At 42.6% G+C, this 20,160-nt stretch carries 20 protein-coding genes and 1 other RNA gene; 4 read left to right on the top strand and 17 right to left on the bottom strand.

The window, feature by feature from the left end:
- Positions 1-7 precede the first annotated feature (7 nt).
- Entirely contained in the window at positions 8-370 is a 363-nt protein-coding gene (locus ADA55_RS23730) for a DUF2294 domain-containing protein (protein ID WP_048688083.1), read from the bottom strand.
- Between the two features lie 334 nt (positions 371-704).
- Here ADA55_RS23730 and fdhF point away from each other — a divergent pair, with 334 nt between their 5' ends.
- A complete protein-coding gene (gene fdhF / locus ADA55_RS23725; protein ID WP_048688080.1) occupies positions 705-3,644 on the top strand; it encodes a formate dehydrogenase subunit alpha in 2,940 nt (979 codons plus the stop codon).
- An 18-nt stretch (positions 3,645-3,662) separates the two neighbouring features.
- Positions 3,663-4,139 (top strand): DUF1641 domain-containing protein, encoded by a 477-nt coding sequence (locus ADA55_RS23720; RefSeq protein WP_048688078.1) that lies wholly within the window; start codon positions 3,663-3,665, stop codon positions 4,137-4,139.
- Positions 4,140-4,294: 155 nt separating this feature from the next.
- Here ADA55_RS23720 and ADA55_RS23715 read toward each other — a convergent pair whose 3' ends face one another.
- The 6 genes from ADA55_RS23715 to secG all read right to left on the bottom strand — a co-directional run bounded on the left by ADA55_RS23715 (position 4,295) and on the right by secG (position 9,992).
- On the bottom strand, positions 4,295-5,269 hold the full coding sequence (locus tag ADA55_RS23715) for a nuclease-related domain-containing protein (protein WP_226990536.1): 975 nt from the start codon (positions 5,267-5,269) through the stop codon (positions 4,295-4,297).
- 194 nt (positions 5,270-5,463) lie between these two features.
- Positions 5,464-5,825, bottom strand: a transfer-messenger RNA (tmRNA) gene (ssrA, locus tag ADA55_RS28045).
- A gap of 123 nt (positions 5,826-5,948) precedes the next feature.
- Positions 5,949-6,416: an SsrA-binding protein SmpB gene (gene smpB, locus ADA55_RS23710; RefSeq protein ID WP_048688075.1), complete on the bottom strand. Its 468-nt coding sequence runs from the start codon at positions 6,414-6,416 to the stop codon at positions 5,949-5,951.
- A gap of 66 nt (positions 6,417-6,482) precedes the next feature.
- The gene (gene rnr, locus ADA55_RS23705; protein ID WP_048688073.1) at positions 6,483-8,840 is read right to left on the bottom strand and encodes a ribonuclease R; all 2,358 of its coding nucleotides are present in this window, start codon (positions 8,838-8,840) and stop codon (positions 6,483-6,485) included.
- Between the two features lie 30 nt (positions 8,841-8,870).
- Entirely contained in the window at positions 8,871-9,617 is a 747-nt protein-coding gene (locus ADA55_RS23700) for an alpha/beta hydrolase (RefSeq protein ID WP_048688071.1), read from the bottom strand.
- Between the two features lie 141 nt (positions 9,618-9,758).
- Positions 9,759-9,992, bottom strand: coding sequence for a preprotein translocase subunit SecG (secG, locus tag ADA55_RS23695; protein ID WP_034309999.1), 234 nt, complete (start codon positions 9,990-9,992; stop codon positions 9,759-9,761).
- Positions 9,993-10,168: 176 nt separating this feature from the next.
- Here secG and ADA55_RS23690 point away from each other — a divergent pair, with 176 nt between their 5' ends.
- Positions 10,169-10,711, top strand: a complete 543-nt coding sequence (locus ADA55_RS23690; RefSeq protein ID WP_048688068.1) for a hypothetical protein — start codon at positions 10,169-10,171, stop codon at positions 10,709-10,711.
- A gap of 55 nt (positions 10,712-10,766) precedes the next feature.
- Complete coding sequence (locus ADA55_RS23685; RefSeq protein ID WP_048688066.1) at positions 10,767-11,597, top strand: M15 family metallopeptidase; 831 nt, start codon at positions 10,767-10,769, stop codon at positions 11,595-11,597.
- 314 nt (positions 11,598-11,911) lie between these two features.
- On the opposite strand, the gene ADA55_RS23680 is transcribed toward ADA55_RS23685, so the two are convergent.
- From ADA55_RS23680 to gap, 10 genes are all read right to left on the bottom strand, one after another.
- On the bottom strand, positions 11,912-12,223 hold the full coding sequence (locus tag ADA55_RS23680) for a hypothetical protein (protein WP_142398484.1): 312 nt from the start codon (positions 12,221-12,223) through the stop codon (positions 11,912-11,914).
- 60 nt (positions 12,224-12,283) lie between these two features.
- Positions 12,284-12,448 (bottom strand): hypothetical protein, encoded by a 165-nt coding sequence (locus tag ADA55_RS29695; protein WP_153246170.1) that lies wholly within the window; start codon positions 12,446-12,448, stop codon positions 12,284-12,286.
- A gap of 229 nt (positions 12,449-12,677) precedes the next feature.
- Positions 12,678-12,872, bottom strand: a complete 195-nt coding sequence (locus ADA55_RS23675; protein WP_048688057.1) for a hypothetical protein — start codon at positions 12,870-12,872, stop codon at positions 12,678-12,680.
- Between the two features lie 20 nt (positions 12,873-12,892).
- On the bottom strand, positions 12,893-13,219 hold the full coding sequence (locus ADA55_RS23670; RefSeq protein WP_048688052.1) for a hypothetical protein: 327 nt from the start codon (positions 13,217-13,219) through the stop codon (positions 12,893-12,895).
- A 218-nt stretch (positions 13,220-13,437) separates the two neighbouring features.
- Entirely contained in the window at positions 13,438-13,743 is a 306-nt protein-coding gene (locus ADA55_RS23665) for a hypothetical protein (RefSeq protein WP_142398485.1), read from the bottom strand.
- Between the two features lie 303 nt (positions 13,744-14,046).
- A complete protein-coding gene (gene eno / locus ADA55_RS23660) occupies positions 14,047-15,342 on the bottom strand; it encodes a phosphopyruvate hydratase (protein ID WP_034309992.1) in 1,296 nt (431 codons plus the stop codon).
- Between the two features lie 30 nt (positions 15,343-15,372).
- Positions 15,373-16,908: a 2,3-bisphosphoglycerate-independent phosphoglycerate mutase gene (gpmI, locus tag ADA55_RS23655; RefSeq protein WP_048688044.1), complete on the bottom strand. Its 1,536-nt coding sequence runs from the start codon at positions 16,906-16,908 to the stop codon at positions 15,373-15,375.
- Positions 16,901-17,662, bottom strand: coding sequence for a triose-phosphate isomerase (gene tpiA, locus ADA55_RS23650; RefSeq protein WP_048688041.1), 762 nt, complete (start codon positions 17,660-17,662; stop codon positions 16,901-16,903). Before tpiA ends, gpmI begins: the two co-directional genes overlap by 8 nt.
- Before the next feature lie 46 nt (positions 17,663-17,708).
- Positions 17,709-18,893: a phosphoglycerate kinase gene (locus ADA55_RS23645; RefSeq protein ID WP_048688039.1), complete on the bottom strand. Its 1,185-nt coding sequence runs from the start codon at positions 18,891-18,893 to the stop codon at positions 17,709-17,711.
- 246 nt (positions 18,894-19,139) lie between these two features.
- Positions 19,140-20,147: a type I glyceraldehyde-3-phosphate dehydrogenase gene (gap, locus tag ADA55_RS23640; RefSeq protein ID WP_034309982.1), complete on the bottom strand. Its 1,008-nt coding sequence runs from the start codon at positions 20,145-20,147 to the stop codon at positions 19,140-19,142.
- Positions 20,148-20,160: the final 13 nt, after the last annotated feature.

The following is a 20,160-nucleotide window of genomic DNA, read 5'->3' as shown; positions in this document are numbered from 1 at the left end:
AGCATGGTCAATGCCCGTTGAGTTTGTCCGCTATATTCTTATCAAATACGAATACGGAAATCGCTATATTCTCTTTGATTTTGATGTCCGAAAACAAATGGAGCAGTTTAGCTCCAACCAGATCTTCCATTCCATCAGGAGGACTCTCCGAATACACATCCTGAACCATTTTGGTTCGTGCAGAATGGACCATATCCCTTCCTTCCTCCGATCTTGATATGAACATTTCCGTAGGAGTCAAATTCCCATATAACGTAGAAACGGCCATATTTTCCACGAAAACCGTGTGTATGCGTTCTGGTCCTTTACCGAATAGTTCCTTGCGCAGCTTACGAATCATATCATTGAATTCATGGATAACTTTTGACACCGTTGCGTCACTCCATTTCAAGAAAAATTAAGTTCTCAATTTTCTTATCATAAATCAACGCGAAGAAAAACGAAAGGGATTTGGGAATGATACCCTCTTTCCAGGATTGTTTCTTTTCATAATAAAAGGTATAATATCAATGATGAAAGTTGGGAGCATGATAGTGTACTGTTGTGTCCTATCTTTTTTAAAATTATCCATTATGGTATGGATTGGTATATTGGCAAGCTTTGCTATTAAACTATTCCACCATGACCTACATTTCCGTTCAGAGAAGGAGGTGTAATCATGGTGGTTTTTTTGCGTCTTTTTGGCTATAAAAGGGGGAAATATAATGAGCGATTCAAACATCACCATCACAATCAACGGGAAGGCTTATACCGCTAATGAAGGTGCGACAATACTGGAGGTCATCAACCAAAATGAGATGGCTCACCCACAGATTTGTTATGTTCCTGAAGTGGATCCGATCCAAACATGCGACACATGCATCGTCGAAGTTAATGGGAAACTCGTCCGGTCATGTTCGACAAAAGCAGTGAGCGGCATGGATATAGCCTTGGACTCAAGCAAGGCAAAAGAAGCCCAAACCGAGGCCATGGACCGGATACTGGAAAACCATTCTTTATACTGTACTGTATGTGATAATAATAACGGAAATTGCAAACTACATAACACAGCAGAATTAATGGAAATTGAACACCAAAAATATCCTTATACACCGAAAGTGGAATTGGGTGCCGTCGATATGTCCCATCCATTTTACCGCTATGATGCCAATCAATGCATCGCATGCGGGCAATGTGTTGAAGTGTGCCAAAACCTTCAGGTCAACGAGACGCTGTCCATCGACTGGGAAGCAGAACGCCCTCGGGTAATCTGGGATGAAGGAACGGAAATCAATAACTCATCTTGTGTAGGCTGTGGACAGTGTGTAACGATTTGTCCATGTAATGCATTAATGGAAAAATCGATGCTTGGCGAAGCTGGTTTCATGTCAGGCTTGAAAAACGATATGCTGGAACCAATGATAGACCTTGTCAAAGAAGTGGAACCTGGATACAGCGGGATTTTTGCCATTTCGGAGATTGAAGCGGCAATGCGAGAGACACGGACGAAGAAGACAAAAACGGTCTGTACGTTCTGTGGGGTAGGATGCACATTCGAAGTCTGGACAAAAGGCCGTAAAATCCTTAAAGTCCAACCTACTCATGAAGCACCCGTCAATGCGATATCAACATGTGTCAAAGGGAAATTCGGTTGGGACTTCGTAAACTCGGAAGAACGTTTGACAAAGCCCCTGATTCGGAAAAACGGAAGATTCGTTGAATCAAGCTGGGATGAAGCACTTGATTTGGTTGCTTCCAGACTGGCTTCGATCAAACAGCAATACGGCGGAAATTCAGTAGGCTTCATTTCCTCATCCAAGATTACGAATGAAGAAAACTATGTCATTCAAAAACTGGCACGGCAAATGTTCGAAACGAATAACGTCGACAACTGCTCGCGTTACTGTCAATCTCCGGCAACAGACGGACTGTTCCGTACAGTCGGCATGGGCGGAGATGCTGGTACGATCAAGGATATCGCCGCAGCAGGACTTGTCATCATCGTTGGGGCCAACCCGGCAGAAGGACATCCCGTACTGGCGACACGCGTTAAACGGGCACACAAGCTTCACGGACAAAAACTGATTGTAGCTGACATCCGCAAAAACGAAATGGCCGAACGTTCCGACATCCATATCAGCCCAAAACAAGGAACGGATCAAGTTTGGTTGATGGCGGTTACAAAATATATGATCGATCAAGGCTGGCATGATCAAGAATTCATCAATGAAAATGTTAACTTCTTCGACGATTATAAAGAAGTACTTGAAAAATATACCCTGGAATATGCAGAAACACACACAGGCATTTCAAGAGAAACATTGATCCAAATAGCTGAGACCATTCGCGATGCAGACGGAACATGCATTCTTTGGGGAATGGGCGTTACACAAAACACCGGTGCTTCCGATACTTCGGCGGCAATTTCCAACCTGCTATTGGCTACGGGTAACTACCGTCGTCCAGGAGCGGGAGCCTATCCGCTTCGCGGCCATAACAATGTACAGGGCGCTTGCGATATGGGTACACTTCCAACATGGCTTCCAGGATATCAGCATGTTACCGATGACGTGGCACGTGCTAAATTCGAAAAAGCTTATGGAGTGAAAATCGATGGCCAACCAGGCTTGAACAATATTGAAATGCTTAAAGCGATAGAAAAAGGCGACATGAAGGCGATGTATCTTGTAGGTGAAGATATGGTACTTGTTGACGCGGATGCCAACCATGTTGATAAAGTGTTATCCGGATTGGACTTCTTTGTTGTCCAGGATATTTTCCTTTCAAGGACAGCCCAATATGCCGACGTGGTATTGCCCGGAGCTCCATCTCTTGAAAAAGACGGAACGTTCACCAATACGGAGCGCCGTGTACAGCGATTATATAAAGCCTTTCCCACTATGGGAGATTCTAAAGCGGACTGGGAAATCACCCAAGAGATCGCCAACCGCTTAGGTGCGAATTGGAACTACTCTCACCCTAGTGAAATCTATGACGAAATGGCAAGCCTGTCACCGATATTCAGCCAAGCGAATTACGAAGTGCTGGAAGGATGGAACAGCTTCCTCTGGGGGAGCCATGATGGATCAAGCACGCCGCTTCTTTATGTGGATGGCTTCAACTTCCCTGATAAAAAAGCGCGCTTTGCACTGGCTGACTGGGTGGAACCTCATAAATTCCCGGAAGAATATGACCTTCATATCAATAATGGACGCATGCTGGAGCATTTCCATGAAGGCAATATGACGAACAAATCCAATGGAATCCAATCGAAAGTACCTGATATTTTCGTCGAGGTTTCACCAGAACTTGCCAAAGAACGCAAAGTCAGTGATGGCGGACTCGTTCGCTTAGTGTCTCCATTCGGGGCCGTTAAGTTAAAAGCATTGATCACAGACCGTGTTAAAAATAATGAGCTATTTTTACCGATGAACTCCGTCGATAAAGACTCTGCCATTAACTTCCTGACCGGTCCCATCTATGATCGCCGTACAAGCACGCCTGCTTACAAACAGACGATGGTCCGCATGGAAGTATTAAGCGCAAACGGAGACATTCCATTACCGGGTACCAATCCACGGAACAAAAAACGTCATCCTCAAAATGGTGTCGAGGTTGAACGTAAATGGGCCCGTCCAGGGTATGTTCACTTAACGGATAAATAAACAAGGAGGGTGAAGATCATGGCAGCTCCTATAACGGAAATCCATAATTCCATTACTGAGGAAGAAATAAAGCTACAAAAACTGGAAGAACTGAAAACGCTGATCACCGATAATGAAGATGCCTTGAACAATATGTTTAAAATCGTCAATGAACTGAATGACTCGGGAGTATTCGAAGCCGCGACCTCCATGCTTCAAGGAAAAGAACAAATTGCTAAAATCGCACTTCAACAAATCACAAGGCAACCTGTAACAAACCTGATCAATACCCTTATGGGTGCAACAGGAGCCTTGATGAACGCCGATGCTGCACAATCCACGAAACTGCTGAACAGTGCACTTGCAGGAATCGATGAAGGAAACAAATTCCTTCAGGCCGAAAAGAAGATCGGCGTTCTGGAATTAATGAAAACATTGAATGATCCAGACATAAACCGGGCAATCGGCTTTGGCGTTCACTTCCTCAAGGGAATGGGCAGGGAATTAAAAGAATAGAAACGGAACAAAGACTCAAGAGAAGCTTCTTTTGAGTCTTTGTTTATCATAGGGCTTAGTTGCTGCAAAACTGCTGAACGCGCGCAAAAGAATTACATCTTGTCACAGTAAAAATCCCCAAAATGTTGATGTGAATATAAAGAAATGATTTAAAGTCACTCATCAAAATACAGGCTGTACACCCTCCCCTTATTCGCACCACTGCTTGTCAGATTCAATGATTGCAAGATCCTCGTTGCACTGGACGAAGAGGAAATGTTTAAAAAGTTCCTCAACTGCCGATTCGTTATGGTCGAGCCTAATAGATAAAAATAATCTCGTAAAGCCGGGATATGTGCTTTTTTACTGGAGAGTTGGCATTGATTGCAAAGCCATGTGCCATGCCTTCTAAATAATTTATTGCCCTTACAATTCTCACAAATCACTCCTTTAATTAGGTCCTTTTCGGTAAGATTGTATCGTTCCAGAATAGAAAAGTCCGCATCGATGTGGTGATTATTCATTACGCGAATTGCTTTCTTCAAATCTTTCTCACTAAAACTGGATTCTGTTATGGAATGCTCCATTTGATTAATTTTAGCGGGAAGTGCATCGCGATGTATAACTTTATAGTGAAGTTCATGGTTTTCAAGAGCTGTACGGATGATTGTTTGGGGATTACTGATGACAATCAATGAAAGGATGGGCAGTGAGGGAAAACCGTTTTTCAAGAACCAATTGGTCAATTGTGATTCCTGGCGGCTGACTTGTGTGACGGGATCTGGAAAGGCCGTTTCTTTTCCTTCTATCGTTCGAATGAGCTGATTGAAATGCGGATCAAAATAGATTGACCCTGCAATGTTCTTCACTTCAATGATAAGCGCATATTTCTTGGAGATTAATAAGGTATCCAGTTGAAAAAATCGGGATTGATCCTGAAGCCTTAAATCGTGGAAGATGAAATAGCTTTTCGGTTCAAGAAAGCTTAATGGAAAATCAATGGAACATTCCCCTTTATAGCCCGCTTCCCTTTTTTTGAGATCGTTCATGATTAAGGGAACTTTAGGGTGATTCGGAGGAAGCCTGCACGCTAATGCACGTAATCTGTGGACGGCAAGAGGAACTTTTCGTTTTTTTACAATCAATTTCATCGCTCCAATCCTATTTTCTTCAAAAGGATTCTACAGCAAATGATGGAAATTGTACAGTTTATCTCCGAAATCGGGAATATATCTTCGAAATTGGAGATATATCAACGAAAAATCATCTGCGAATTATACGATTTATCGATTTTTCGACAAAAACGACGAAAAAAAACCAAATAAAAAACCACCAATATATGTATTGGTGGAGACGGTGGGAGTCGAACCCACGTCCAGACATAACGGCACTTAAGCTTCTACGAGTGTAGTCGATATATTCGCATTTCGCGAACTCATTAGCCTATCGACAGGCGGCAGAGCAGCTAGTCTGATTGGTCTCTTCCTTCATCCTCAGACGGTGGATTCCGGCGTATCCCACTTAGAGTGAGTCCCTTACCCTACCACGTGGGCCATGGAGGGAGGAACAGCTATCGACTGTTATTAAGCAGCGAAAGCTAGGTTGTTGTTTTGTTTGCCAGTTATAGGCGTTGACGTTTTAACGAGGCCGATCCCCTCGACTCGCAACTTAAGCTCGAACTATCCCTGTCGAATCCGTAACGTCCCCATGATATAAATGGAGCGTACGAGAGAAGAATAGTCAGCAAGTTGGCTGATATTCAATTGTCATCGGTACAGGATTAATTATAACAGATTGGTTCAAAAAATCAATTGTAAGGTCTTGGCAGTTCTACATCTTCTGACGTTCACGGAAAGCACGTTCAATATCACGCTTCGCTTCCTTCTTCTTCAGGTCATCACGCTTGTCATATTGTTTCTTCCCTTTACCCAGTCCGATTAAAACTTTGGCAAAGCCATTCTTTAAATACATTTTCAACGGGACAATGGTGTAACCTGTTTCCTTTGTCACACCGATCAGTTTACTGATTTCTTTTTTATGCAAAAGAAGTTTCCGTGTCCGCAACGGGTCATGGTTAAACTGGTTTCCCTGCTCATAAGGGCTGACGTGCATATTATGAAGATAAATTTCGCCATTTTCTATTTTAGCGAAGGCATCCTTCAAATTCACTCGGGCCGCACGGATTGCTTTGATTTCGGTCCCTTTTAAAACGATTCCCGCTTCAAACGTTTGTTCAATAAAGAAATCATGATATGCTTTTTTATTTTGTGCTAGTTGTTTACCTGAGCCTTTTGGCATCTAACTCTCCCCTTTTACATCCAATCGCGGCAAGAGGATGAAAGAATCATCCCCCCGCCTCAATCTTTATCTCTTTTTAGGTTTTCTCTTGCGCTTGGCAGCTGGCGCATTTTCAAAGAATTTTTTCTTCTTTTTCGGTTTTCTTCCAGTAGAAGGCGAATCCCCATTACGGCCGCCGCCTTTTCCTTCATTACGTCCTCCATTGCCGCCTCGGCCGCGTTTGCGTTCACCTGAATTGGCTTTGAATATTTTCTTCTCGCCGGATGGACGCGGACGGCTTACCTTCATGCCGATAATTTCAAAATCGATGGCGCGTTCCTCTTTATTGACGTTGGAAACACGAACGTCGATTTCATCGCCAATCCGGAATACATTACCGGTACGTTCCCCGATCATTGCTAGCTGACGCTCATCGAAGCGATAATAATCATCCGTCATGAAGCTGACATGGACAAGTCCTTCAATCGTGTTCGGCAACTCGACGAACATCCCGAAATTCGTGACTGAACCAATGATCCCGGTATATTCTTCGCCGATTTTATCCAGCATGTATTCCGCTTTTTTCAGATCATCCGTTTCCCGCTCGGCATCGACTGAGCGACGTTCACGTTTCGATGTATGATCGGCAATCTCAGGTAAATTGGCATTCCATTTCTCCTTCGTAGCTTCATCCATTTTACCTTCCACCAAGTAGGTCCTGATCAACCTGTGCACGATCAAATCCGGGTAACGGCGAATCGGCGATGTGAAATGTGTATAAAACTCAGCAGATAAACCAAAGTGGCCTAAGCTCTCCGGATCATATTTCGCCTGTTGCATGGAACGAAGCATGACGGTGGATATGACCGTTTCTTCCGGTTTACCGGCAACCGCCTCAATGATTTCCTGTAACGCCTTAGGATGGACGTCATTGGCCGATCCCCTTACAATGTATCCGAAGTTCGTAATGAATTCAAAGAAACGCTGCAGTTTTTCCGGCTTGGGATCTTCATGAATACGATAAATGAACGGCACGTCAAGACGGTGGAAATGCTCAGCAACGGTTTCATTAGCAGCAAGCATGAACTCTTCAATCAGCTTTTCCGCAACCGACCTTTCACGTAAAACCACATCAGTCGGATGGCCCTCTTCATCAACGATTACTCTCGCTTCATTGAAATCAAAGTCGATCGCACCGCGGTTCATCCGGTTCTTGCGAAGGATGGCCGCTAGCTTTTCCATGTCCTGGAACATCGGCACCAACGCTTCATAGCGTTCAAGCTGTTCTTCATCTTTATCGACAAGGATTTTGTTCACATTGCCATATGTCATACGTTCCGTCGTTTTAATGACACTTTCAAAAATATCATGGTTGACGACTTTGCCATCCGGCGTGATTTCCATTTCACATGAGAGTGTAAAACGATCGACTTGTGGGTTCAAGGAACAAATGCCATTCGATAAACGATGCGGGATCATCGGGATGACCCTGTCCACCAAATACACGCTCGTCCCTCTTTCCAGGGCTTCCTTATCGATTGGAGAGCCTTCCTTCACGTAATGACTGACATCAGCAATATGAACGCCCAGCTTGTAATTGCCATTTTCAAGCTTGGAAACAGTGACGGCATCATCCAGATCCTTTGCATCCGCTCCATCAATCGTGACCAAAACATCATTACGCAAGTCCCTGCGGTTGCCAATTTCACTTTCCTGAATGGTATCGGAAACGGCATTGGCCTGCTCCATGACGTCATCCGGGAACTCCATCGGCAAACCATACTTATGGATCACGGAAAGAATATCCACACCAGGATCATTTTTATGGCCAAGAATCTCAATGACTTCACCTTCGGCACTTATGCGTCCTTCAGGATAAGATGTAAGCTTGACGACAACCTTATGTCCCTCTACCGCTCCATGTGAAGCATGCTGTGGAATGAAGATATCGTTTGCGATCTTTTTATCATCAGGGATGACGAAACCAAAACTTTTACTTTCGGAGTATGTACCGACCACTTGTGTAATTCCGCGTTCAAGTATTCTGATGACCGTGCCTTCTTGCCTTGAGCCCGATGTTTCCGAAGATACCCGTACCATGACGACATCTCCATGCATAGCTGTGCCCGTTTCATTTGGCGGAATGAAAATATCATCCATTCCCGGGTTGTCTTCAGGTGTGACAAAGGCAAACCCCTTTGCGTGCCCCGTTAATTTACCGCGGAACAAATTCATTTTTTGCGGCAGGCCGTAACGATTGCTCCTCGTTCTGACCACCAATCCCTTTTCTTCCATCTTTACTAAAGCCTTAACGAAATTCTTGAAATCTGCCGAGTCTTCGATTTTCAAAGCCTCTTCCAGTTCTTGTACCGTTAACGGCTTATACGCTTCATCCGTCATGTATGTCAGAAGCTTATTAATATGTTCTTGAATGTTATCTTCCATGAAAACCCTCCTATTCAGGGTATATTTTTGTTATTCGGACCAATCCAGACTTTCTAAAAATTCCAATACATCTTCATGCAGCTCGTCTTTTTCTTTATCAAGGGTTATGACATGACCGGATTCTTCATACCACTTGATTTTTTTGACCGGTGATTCAATGGAATCAATAATAATATCGGCACTTTTTGGATTGATAACATCATCATGCCGGCCCTGCACGACAAATGTCGGAGCGTAAATAAGATCGACGTGCTCCCGTACATCCGTTATCAATTCCTGAAGGGCTTTCAATGTATTCATCGGTTTATCGGCAAGGAGGTCCATTTCAAGCTCTATTTGCTCTTGAGTTTTTCCTTCATACTTCTTAAATTCTCTGGCGTACTCCAATACTCCTTTAAACATCATTTCTTCACTTTTGATATACATAGGCGCACACATTGATACGATACCCTTTATAGGTACAGTGTAACCTAATTTAAGAGAAAATACGCCTCCTAATGAGAGTCCGGCAACAGCAATTTCTTCATGGCCTTTGCTTTTCAGGAAATCGTAGCCCATCATGACATCTTTCCACCAATCTTCCGGACCTGTTTTCACCAGCTCCTCTGGGGGAACGCCATGCCCTTCATAGTGCGGGGCATGGCAGGTGTACCCCTGTTTCTCCAAGTAACGGCCCAGCATCCGTACATCCGCTGAATTCCCCGTGAATCCATGTAAAAGTAAGACAGCCCTTTTTCCGCCTTCAAAAGTAAAGGGCTGCTGCAGCTTGATTTTCATGACCTTAAACTCCTTTATCAGTAAATAGAATTTTTAAAAATCCCTATCCTATAATTAAGTACTAAAATCACTATATCTATTCATGCAACTATTGTGCAAAGAAAAAAGCCTAGCTATTTAGCTAGACTCATTTTTGATCCATTACACATCAAAGTATGCAACAAGTAAAGTTAAAGCAAAGAATAGAATCGCCAATACTATTGTCGCACGATGTAAAACCAGGTCCAAACCGCGTGCCTTTTGCTTTCCGAATAACTGCTCAGCACCGCCGGCAATCGCACCTGATAAACCTGCACTCTTACCTGATTGAAGCAATACCGTCACAATGAGGGCTATACTGACAATCACTAAAAGCGTTATGAGAAATGCATGCATGCAATTACACCTCCTGAAGAACCAATAAACAATTACTTTAACTTTACCACACCCAATAAATATCCACAATCTTTGTTATACTATGATGGTAAGAATTCCTAAAAACCCATAGTCATTTATTTCTTTTTGAATCAAAGTTTGAGATAATTTGCATAAATAGAGAAAGAGGTGTCAACATGTTTAAGTCCATACTACGGATTCTTGATCTCCTGACCATCCTATTCTCGGCGGTTGCCGGCTATTCTTTATGGACAGGCGGAAGCAATTTCATCAGCGTCCTATTAATCATCCTATCACCGCTTTTATTGCTGCTGGCAAAGTATCACGGAAATCGATACTTATTATTTGCTGCATATATCACGACAACCGTTTATTTTACTGCTATCATTTATAATGGACTTTCCAATAGCGGTATCGACTTTTTCCAATCAAGCTTCAATGTCCTCCTGATCGGGGCAGCAGCCGCCTTGCTGAGCGTCATAGCGGCGGTCATTGGGTTCGGGACCAATACCCTTACGATTCTTTGGTTATCGCTTCACGCCCTTGTCACATTCGAGACAATCAGGATGTCATCTGGTTTCCTTTCGAGCTTTTGGTCTGATCCCGTCGTGGAAACCGCAATCCGTAACGATTATCCATTTTTATTGATGGTCGTCTGGATTGGCTTATTTCTTGATAAATATCAAAGTGAATTAACTAGGGATTACTTATCACGATAATTTTTCAAAACTACTTTTATTGGAAATCTTATATTAAAAGCAAGGGGCCTTTCATATGTTAAAACCTATATTTGCAGCAACCGCTCTATCATCTTTCATTCTGATGGCTGGCTGTTCATCCGACCTGACCAGCGAGCATGAAAAAGAGCAAAAAGAAGAACAGCAGAGCTCCCAGGAGACTGAGAAAGAGACTGAGACCGACAAGAATAATGATTCAAAAGAATCGGCCCAGCGCCAGGTGGAGGTTGATGAAGCGGCTAAACCCGGACAGGCTGGCCTTCAGACGTTGGCCCATCCGGAAAGCATACCTGTACTTGTCAATAAACAATACAGCCTGCCTGAAGATTACAAACCTGCTGACCTTATCTACCCAAATGTAGATTTCATCTTTGAAGATAAAATCGAAAAAAGAATGATGCGAGAAGAAGCGGGAAAGGCTCTTGAATTAATGTTCCAAGCTGCCGAAAAAGACAATATGCACTTTGCCGGAGTTTCCGCTTATCGCTCTCACCAAAGACAGATCGAGGTCTTTAATAACTATGTGGCTAAGGACGGGGAAGAAAAAGCGAAAACCTACAGTGCAATGCCTGGGACAAGCGAGCATGAAACGGGACTCGCGATTGATGTCACGACTCACGATGGGGCATGTGCTGCCCAAGACTGCTTCGGTGATACTAAAGAAGCCGCCTGGCTTGCTGAACATGCACATGAATACGGATTTATCATCCGCTACCCTGAAGGCAAGGAAAACATCACAGGTTATAAATACGAACCATGGCATATCCGCTATGTTGGTGTCGATGCCGCAACTGAAATCTTTGAAGCGAAGATTACATTAGAAGAATACTATAATGCCGTACCAGTGGAAGCTGTATCGGATAATTAAAAAAAGGTGCCCGGAGCGGCACCTTTTTTTATTAATCAAACGTTTGATTAAATCCTTTTATCAGCCCTGAACCAAGGCGGAATCAGTGAATGGACGGCTAACTTTATAAGCAAAAAACCTCCCATACAATGTGTATTCTCACATTGTATGGGAGGTGAAAAGAAATTACTGTGCAGAATCCATCTTCTCGTCAGAAGCAGAATCCCAAAGTAATTGGGTAAATGGATTTCAACGACTGAAAGAACGAAACCTAATTTTGGAGCATTGCATATTTAAGCAACGAAAAAAGGACTCCGCATAATTGGCGGGGTCCTTCAATATTTATCGTTTTTATTTTCAACTGCAACTAGGTTGAAACTTGATGATTCATCTGGGTTGAATGCAGGTTCTTCATTTTCATATTTATATTTATGTTCTTCTACGTATTTAATTATCTGATATTCCTCTTTTGACATACCCTCCCAAATTTTTGTTGCATTGTGGTCTTCATGGCCAGGCTGAGGATTCGTATGCGGTGTTGGGTCCAAGATAAAACTACCCAAAAAAATGGTTGTGTAGAAAAATGGCATTGCCATAATCAAAACGATTAAGCCCAATGCTCCAACTATATTTATGTATTTTTTCATTGGTGACATACCTCCCAATTTTTGAATTTTCATATTCAATTGATGTACAACCAGCATATTTTAGTCACTCCAAAACCAATCACGAAACAACTTGACGGGAAGAACAGCCAATAAACAAATTACAAGAAGTATAAATGCAATATACAGCATTCCTAAATCAATCAGTATGCCCATTACTACAGCTACACAGGAGATTATAATAGCGATAGAAAAACGTTCAGTCATTGTCTCACCTCCCGTTTGGTTAACTCCAGTATTATTAATTCATCGGTATGGATGAAAACAAACACTTGGTATTTTTTTTTGTTTCGATTGGGCATAGTATGATGAATGTCATGTCCAGCCCGTACCAGAGCCATAGACAATGATTTTTTGTAAATGTTCTTGAGCCCCATAATATCCACCTCCCATTTATGAAATTGGCAAAGGAGGTAAAATGCTTACCTCCTTAAATTCATTCCTTTTCCATCTTTTCTTTCTTTTCCATTTTATGAAGGATGATATTGGAAACAATCGCATAGACCACAAACGCCATCCAATAATAACCATACTCTTTATCGTTGCCAATGGGCGAAAACATTAATATCGCAAATAACAAATATGGAATGGTCAATAACAATCGGAGTTTCCAAAGGTATCGTCCCCACATCGGTATTCCTCCTTTTAAAATCATTGGCAGTGCTTTTGAGATTTTTTCCACTCCTCAAATACTATGTCACTGGCAATAATTTCAGCATCGGTATATCCCAACCCACCTAGAGCAACTTCGATTTCATCAGCGCTCTTGCTGTCAAATAATCGTAGCTTGGGAATGAGAGCCCACTCTCGCTGTTTATCAATTTCCACAGCTATAGAGTTGATATAACCAAGCAAATCAAGGTCATTTATATAATGGTCCAATGTGCGTTTGGCAAGAAAGTCAGTTCCTTCATTATTGTTACGGAAAAACAATCCTGTTAGCGTTTCGATGGCTGTTGATAAGATTTCTGGTTTCATGGCTTTCGTCCTCCTAATTAACTAAATATTCCGTTACATCTATTGCTATAGAAGTATGAAGTACCAAAATTATGCTGTCAATCCAAAAAAGACCATTCCTATTGGAACGGTCTAAAAGTTTGGCATATAAGATTTTTCGTCTGTATTTTTAACATCCAGCTCATGACCATCTACCATGTAATCATAAACAAGCTTGGCTTGTGGGACATACTTTCCATCTATCTTTGCTTGATGTATTGCTCTGTCCACTTTACCGAAACCGTGATTTGTCGCCTTTCTGCTAATTGCAAATTATATTTTCTAGCCACAATATCGAACACAAGTTTTGCATCATCTTGAGTTTTAGGCAGCTCTAGGCTTTCACGAACTTTACTTTCAGTTTTCGTTAAATAAGCACAGTAAGCATTATATTTAAAGCGAATGCCATAGTATGCGTGGATTTCCTTGTGTTTTTTTATAAACTCCTTGGAGTTTGGATGATTGCCTTTTTTTGGATATCCAATCCCCAATTCCTCTTTTAACAAGTTGACCCTATCGTCAATATCTTTAGCAAATATCAATATCCAATGGGCCATACCATTTTTTAATTGTAGGTCTCGATAGTTCGCTTGGAATAATTTTTAATTTGTAAGTCAAATGAAAACTCTTTCAACAAGTCCTGTATTAGCACGCAAAAACCCCCAATTCATAAGCGATTTCACTCACTTATAAATCAGGGGTTGATACTAAACATTTGTATTGCTAAGTTCGAGTTGATGTACTACATAACTCAAAGTGTCCAAGAGTGCCTTGTATGACAAAATTCGGACGTATTTTATGCTTGATAATTACTTCTTCAAGTTATAGAAAGATTTCAAGCCGCCATATACAGCCAAGTCACCAAGCTGGTCTTCGATGCGAAGAAGTTGGTTGTATTTAGCGATACGGTCCGTACGGGACATGGAACCGGTTTTGATTTGTCCTGCGTTTGTTGCAACGGCGATATCAGCGATCGTTGCATCTTCCGTTTCACCTGAACGGTGGGAAACGACTGCAGTGTAGCCTGCGCGTTTAGCCATTTCGATTGCATCAAACGTTTCAGTCAGTGTACCAATTTGGTTCACTTTGATCAGGATGGAGTTACCGATGCCTTTTTCGATGCCTTCAGCCAATTTTTTCGTGTTCGTTACGAAAAGATCGTCACCAACAAGCTGAACTTTAGAACCGATGCGTTCCGTTAGAAGCTTGTGGCCATCCCAGTCATTTTCATCCAGGCCGTCTTCGATGGAGATAATAGGGAATTCATTCACTAGCTCTTCATAGAAAGCAACCATTTCTTCGGATGTAACACCATTGCGGCCTTCGCCTGCAAGATCATATTTGCCTGTTTCTTTGTTATAGAATTCAGATGAAGCCACGTCCATGCCAAGGTAGATATCTTCGCCTGCTTTGTAGCCAGCTTTTTCAATTGCCTCGATGATGACTTGAAGCGCTTCACGGTTTGAACCAAGGTTTGGCGCAAAGCCGCCTTCATCGCCGACTGCCGTATTCAAGCCTTTGGCAGAAAGGACAGATTTCAAGGCATGGAATACTTCTGCACCCATACGAACTGCTTCTTTGAAGCTAGGAGCTCCTACAGGAAGGATCATGAATTCCTGGAAGTCAACATTGTTATCGGCATGTGATCCGCCGTTAATGATATTCATCATTGGAGTCGGAAGTTGTTTCGCATTGAACCCACCAAGGTAACGATACAATGGTAATCCAGAAAATTCCGCAGCGGCATGGGCAGCAGCCATTGAGACGCCAAGGATTGCATTAGCTCCCAAGTTTCCTTTGTTTTCAGTGCCATCCAATTCAATCATAGTAAGGTCAAGGCCTGCTTGGTTCGTTACATCCAAACCGATGACAGCTTCAGCAATGATATCATTTACATTATCGACTGCTTTTTGTACCCCTTTACCCAGGTAGCGAGATTTATCCCCGTCACGAAGCTCAACCGCTTCGTGTTCTCCTGTTGAAGCACCTGATGGTACGATTGCACGTCCGAAGTATCCGGACTCTGTTTGGATTTCTACTTCTATTGTTGGGTTACCACGTGAATCTAGCACTTCGCGTGCATATACATGTTCGATGTACGGCATTATAAATCTCTCCTTTTCCTATTCAAAATTTTATTTAGATAATAGGGATTTCCCTGTCATTTCAACAGGTTTTTCGACTCCAAGCAAATCAAGCATCGTTGGAGCTAAATCGCCTAAGATACCACCTGTTCTTAATGTTACCTGATTTTTAGTGATAATGACAGGAACGGGATTCGTAGTATGGGCTGTCATCGGGTTGCCTTCTAGCGTTACCACTTCGTCAGCATTCCCATGGTCAGCGGTGATGATCGCTGTACCGCCTTTTGAGACGATTAAATCGACAATCCTGCCTAGGCATTCATCCACTGTTTCAATCGCTTTAATGGTAGGCTCAAGCATCCCTGAATGACCAACCATGTCCGGGTTGGCAAAATTCAAGAGAATGGCATCAAAGCGGTCAGCCTCAATTTGTTCCACCAATGCATCCGTCACTTCATAAGCACTCATTTCCGGTTGTAAATCATATGTAGCGACTTTCGGAGAATTTATTAAAATCCTCTCTTCACCAGGAAACTTCTCTTCACGTCCGCCGCTCATGAAAAACGTCACATGCGGATATTTTTCGGTTTCAGCGATGCGAAGCTGGGTAAGCTGGTTTTGGGAAAGTACTTCCCCTAATGTATTATCAAGATTTGTCGGATTAAATGCAACATATCCGTCAACTGTTTCTGAAAAATGTGTCAAGCAGACAAAATGGAGATGCTTCGGATGTCCAGGACCGCGGTCAAATGAGCGAAAATCCTCATTCGTGAACGTATTGGAAATCTGGATCGCCCGGTCTGGACGGAAGTTATAAAAGATTACGGCATCATCATCTTTAATCGTTGCCACCGGTTTACCGTCTTCCGCCGTTATGACTGAAGGTATCACGAACTCGTCGAAAATTCCATGTTCGTACGAATCCTCGACACATTCCATCGCAGAAGAGTAAGCAGGGCCATCACCATACACCATCGAACGGTAGGATTTCTCCACACGTTCCCAGCGCTTATCACGGTCCATCGAATAATATCTTCCGGATATGGTCGCAAACTGACCAACACCGATTTCCTTCATTTTCGCTTCCGCTTCCTTAATATAACCCTGTGCCGTTTTCGGTCCGACATCACGGCCATCTAAAAATGCATGTACATATACATTTTTAACTCCTTCTTTAGCGGCCAATTTCAAAAGGGCATACATATGATCAATATGACTATGCACCCCGCCATCTGAAAGAAGACCGAAAAGATGTAGGTCCGTGCCTTTTTTCTTGGTATGGCTCATGGCATCGACCAAAGTTGGGTTTTGTGCAAACTCACCTTCACGGATTGCCAGGTTCACACGGGTCAGGCTTTGATAAACGATCCGTCCTGCCCCGATATTCAAATGGCCCACTTCCGAGTTCCCCATTTGACCGGCAGGCAAGCCGACCGCTTCTCCGCTTGCAGTTAAATGGGAATGCGGATACTGATCCCAATAACGGTCGAAGTTCGGTTTTTTCGCATGAAAAACAGCATTACCCTTTTCTTCGTTACGGCAGCCAAAACCGTCTAAGATGATAAGTGCCACAGGCGACTTACTCATAGTGACCAGCCTCCAGCAATTGTAAAAATGAATCGGATTTCAAGCTAGCACCGCCAACCAACGCACCGTCTATATCAGGTTGTGCCATGTACTCTTTAATATTCTCAGGTTTTACACTGCCACCGTACTGAATGCGGATGGCTGCAGCTGCTTCATTTGAAAATTTGTCGGCAACAACTGAGCGGATATGCGCACAAACTTCATTAGCATCTTGAGCAGATGACGATTTTCCTGTTCCAATCGCCCAAATCGGCTCATAAGCAATAACGGCTTGTTTCAATTGATCGTCAGATAATCCTGCTAGGCCCTTTTCAATCTGGCTGCCTACGAAATCATTCGTTTCACCAGCTTCCCTTTGCTCAAGTGTTTCACCGCAGCAAACGATCGGGGTCAACTGGTGGGCAAAAGCGGCATGAGCTTTTTTATTAACGGCTTCATCCGTTTCGTTGAACATTTCCCTGCGTTCAGAATGACCAAGTATAACGTAGGATACCCCAAGATCAGCCAATGCGATTGGGCTGATTTCTCCTGTGAAAGCACCGCTTTCTTCAAAGTGCATGTTCTGTGCCCCGATTTTCACATCGGTTCCTTTCGCTGCTTGAACGAGCTGATCCAAAAATAAAGCTGGAGCACATACAACCGTATCGATTACATCTTGCTTCGGAATCAAATTGCTCACTTCTTCTAAAAAGGCAGTCGCTTCAGATAGTGTTTTATTCATTTTCCAGTTTCCTGCAATAATCGGTTTACGCATTTGGTTTCTCATCCCTTCTAATGTTTAAATATGTAACGGTTTAATCTTATTTATCGTTCAAGGCTACAACGCCAGGCAACTCTTTGCCTTCCATGAACTCAAGAGATGCACCGCCGCCAGTTGAAATATGGGACATCTTTTCTGCCAGGCCAAACTTTTCTGCAGCTGCGGCCGAATCCCCTCCGCCAACAATGCTGTACGTATCATTTGCTTCCGCCAAGGCTTGAGCAACGGTTCTCGTTCCATTCGCAAATTTATCGAACTCGAATACACCCATTGGTCCATTCCAAATGACAAGCTTGGAACTTTTGATTACATCCGCAAATAATTCACTTGTTTTTGGTCCGATATCAAGAGCCATTTTATCATTTGGAATAGCATCGATATCGACATTATCCGTCTCTGCATCAGGTGAAAATTCAGCAGTTATGACTGCATCGATAGGCAAATGAAGTTTTACGCCTTTTTCTTTTGCACTTTCGATGAAAGATTTGGCCAATTCTATTTTGTCTTCTTCCAATAAAGAATTACCGATTTCATGACCTTGCGCTTTAATGAATGTGTAACCCAATCCACCACCAATGATCAAGTGATCGACTTTTTCCAAAAGGTTTTCGATAACGCCTATCTTATCCTTTACTTTTGCTCCGCCAATTATAGCTGTAAAAGGACGTTCTGGGTTGGATAGGGCTTTTCCAAGTACAGAAAGCTCTTTTTCCATCAGCAATCCAGCAACGGCTGGGAGATGGTGAGCTATTCCTTCAGTTGAAGCATGTGCACGGTGCGCAGCTCCGAATGCATCGTTAACATAAACATCAGCCAGTGCTGCAAATGACTTCGCCAATTCTTGATCGTTCTTCTCTTCTCCTGGATAGAAACGAACGTTTTCCAACAACAGGATCTCGCCATTTTGCATGTTATCAATGATGGATTGAACGGTCTCGCCGTATGCTTCTTCTGCCTTTTGCACATCTTTGCCGCTAAGTTCGCTTAGTCTTTCCGCAACAGGTGCTAAACGCAATTCTTCTACGACTTGTCCTTTAGGACGCCCAAGATGGCTGGCTAAGATGACTTTTGCGCCTTGTTCTGTCAAATAGGAAATCGTCGGCAGTGCAGCCTTGATTCTCGTATCATCCGAAATCTTTCCGTCCTGCATCGGCACGTTGAAATCAACACGGCAAAATACGCGTTTCCCCTTTAATTCAATATCTTTAATCGACTTTTTATTCATAATCCAAGAACCTCCTTAGATATTGTTATCATATTTTTGATTCTTTTAGCCAAAAAGGGAGAGGGTAAATTTCCCAACTCCCCTTTTCTCTTTTTCATTATAGTCGGTTTCCAGGAAATTATCCAAAAACAAGAAATGTAAACGCTTGACTGATTAATGACTTACTAATAATATCATCTTCTGCCAAGTTTTTTTAGGGCTGTGATAAAAAAAACCTCACCTTGGTGAGGTTTTTTATTATTCTAATTACAATCCTTTTTTAGCCAAATAGTCGATCAAATCAACAACACGGCTTGAATATCCTGTTTCATTATCATACCAAGATAATACTTTAACCATGTTTCCTTCCATTACCATTGTGGAAAGGGCATCGATTGTAGATGATGATGGGTTACCGTTATAGTCAGTTGATACTAGCGGAAGTTCGCTGTACTCAAGGATTCCTTTTAATTCACCTTCAGAAGCCTTTTTGAATGCTGCATTAACTTCTTCAACTGTTGTGTCTTTTTCAAGTTCTGCAACAAGGTCGACAACAGACACGTTTGGAGTAGGTACGCGCATTGCCATACCATTCAATTTCCCTTTAAGTTCAGGAAGGACAAGTGCAACAGCTTTTGCTGCCCCAGTTGTTGTAGGAATGATATTCTCGGCAGCTGCACGTGCACGACGGTAATCTTTATGAGGCAAATCAAGGATTTGCTGATCATTTGTATAAGAGTGAACAGTAGTCATCATACCGCGTTTGATTCCGAATTGTTCATGAAGCACTTTAGCAAATGGAGCTAAGCAGTTCGTTGTACAAGAAGCATTAGAGATTACATGGTGGTTTGCTGCATCATATTTGTCTTCGTTTACACCCATGACGATCGTGATATCTTCATCAGATGCAGGAGCAGAGATGATTACTTTTTTCGCGCCAGCTTCTAAATGCTTAGCTGCATCCGCACGTTTTGTGAAACGTCCTGTAGATTCCACAACTACTTCTACTCCCAGTTCACCCCATGCTAATTGTGCAGGATCACGTTCAGCCAATACTTTTACTTTGTGACCATCAACAACAAGGTAATCCCCATCAACTGCTACTTTTTCATTAAGAGATCCATGAATTGTATCGTATTGAAGAAGGTGCGCTAACATATTAGCATCCGTTAAGTCGTTAATAGCAACGATCTCTACCCCAGGATTACTCAATGCTGCACGAAATACATTACGTCCAATACGTCCAAAACCATTAATACCAACTTTTACTGCCATGAAAAATTCCTCC

The sequence above is a fragment of the Bacillus sp. 220_BSPC genome, assembly GCF_001054655.1.
Lineage (GTDB): Bacteria > Bacillota > Bacilli > Bacillales > DSM-1321 > Peribacillus > Peribacillus frigoritolerans.
Note: the sequence above shows the minus strand (reverse complement) of the source record. Positions and strands in the feature narration are given on the sequence as shown.

Coding starts and splice junctions, on each gene's coding strand:
- ADA55_RS23715 (WP_226990536.1), bottom strand. CDS start 5,269: ATGAAATTGATTGTAAAAAAACGAAAAGTTCCTCTTGCCGTCCACAGA.
- smpB (WP_048688075.1), bottom strand. CDS start 6,416: ATGCCAAAAGGCTCAGGTAAACAACTAGCACAAAATAAAAAAGCATAT.
- ADA55_RS23675 (WP_048688057.1), bottom strand. CDS start 12,872: ATGTGGGGACGATACCTTTGGAAACTCCGATTGTTATTGACCATTCCA.
- gpmI (WP_048688044.1), bottom strand. CDS start 16,908: ATGAGTAAGTCGCCTGTGGCACTTATCATCTTAGACGGTTTTGGCTGC.
- ADA55_RS23720 (WP_048688078.1), top strand. CDS start 3,663: ATGGCAGCTCCTATAACGGAAATCCATAATTCCATTACTGAGGAAGAA.
- tpiA (WP_048688041.1), bottom strand. CDS start 17,662: ATGCGTAAACCGATTATTGCAGGAAACTGGAAAATGAATAAAACACTA.
- ADA55_RS23680 (WP_142398484.1), bottom strand. CDS start 12,223: ATGAAAAAATACATAAATATAGTTGGAGCATTGGGCTTAATCGTTTTG.
- ADA55_RS23685 (WP_048688066.1), top strand. CDS start 10,767: ATGTTAAAACCTATATTTGCAGCAACCGCTCTATCATCTTTCATTCTG.
- ADA55_RS29695 (WP_153246170.1), bottom strand. CDS start 12,448: ATGACTGAACGTTTTTCTATCGCTATTATAATCTCCTGTGTAGCTGTA.
- ADA55_RS23645 (WP_048688039.1), bottom strand. CDS start 18,893: ATGAATAAAAAGTCGATTAAAGATATTGAATTAAAGGGGAAACGCGTA.
- fdhF (WP_048688080.1), top strand. CDS start 705: ATGAGCGATTCAAACATCACCATCACAATCAACGGGAAGGCTTATACC.
- ADA55_RS23690 (WP_048688068.1), top strand. CDS start 10,169: ATGTTTAAGTCCATACTACGGATTCTTGATCTCCTGACCATCCTATTC.
- gap (WP_034309982.1), bottom strand. CDS start 20,147: ATGGCAGTAAAAGTTGGTATTAATGGTTTTGGACGTATTGGACGTAAT.
- ADA55_RS23700 (WP_048688071.1), bottom strand. CDS start 9,617: ATGAAAATCAAGCTGCAGCAGCCCTTTACTTTTGAAGGCGGAAAAAGG.
- eno (WP_034309992.1), bottom strand. CDS start 15,342: ATGCCGTACATCGAACATGTATATGCACGCGAAGTGCTAGATTCACGT.
- secG (WP_034309999.1), bottom strand. CDS start 9,992: ATGCATGCATTTCTCATAACGCTTTTAGTGATTGTCAGTATAGCCCTC.
- ADA55_RS23670 (WP_048688052.1), bottom strand. CDS start 13,219: ATGAAACCAGAAATCTTATCAACAGCCATCGAAACGCTAACAGGATTG.
- rnr (WP_048688073.1), bottom strand. CDS start 8,840: ATGGAAGATAACATTCAAGAACATATTAATAAGCTTCTGACATACATG.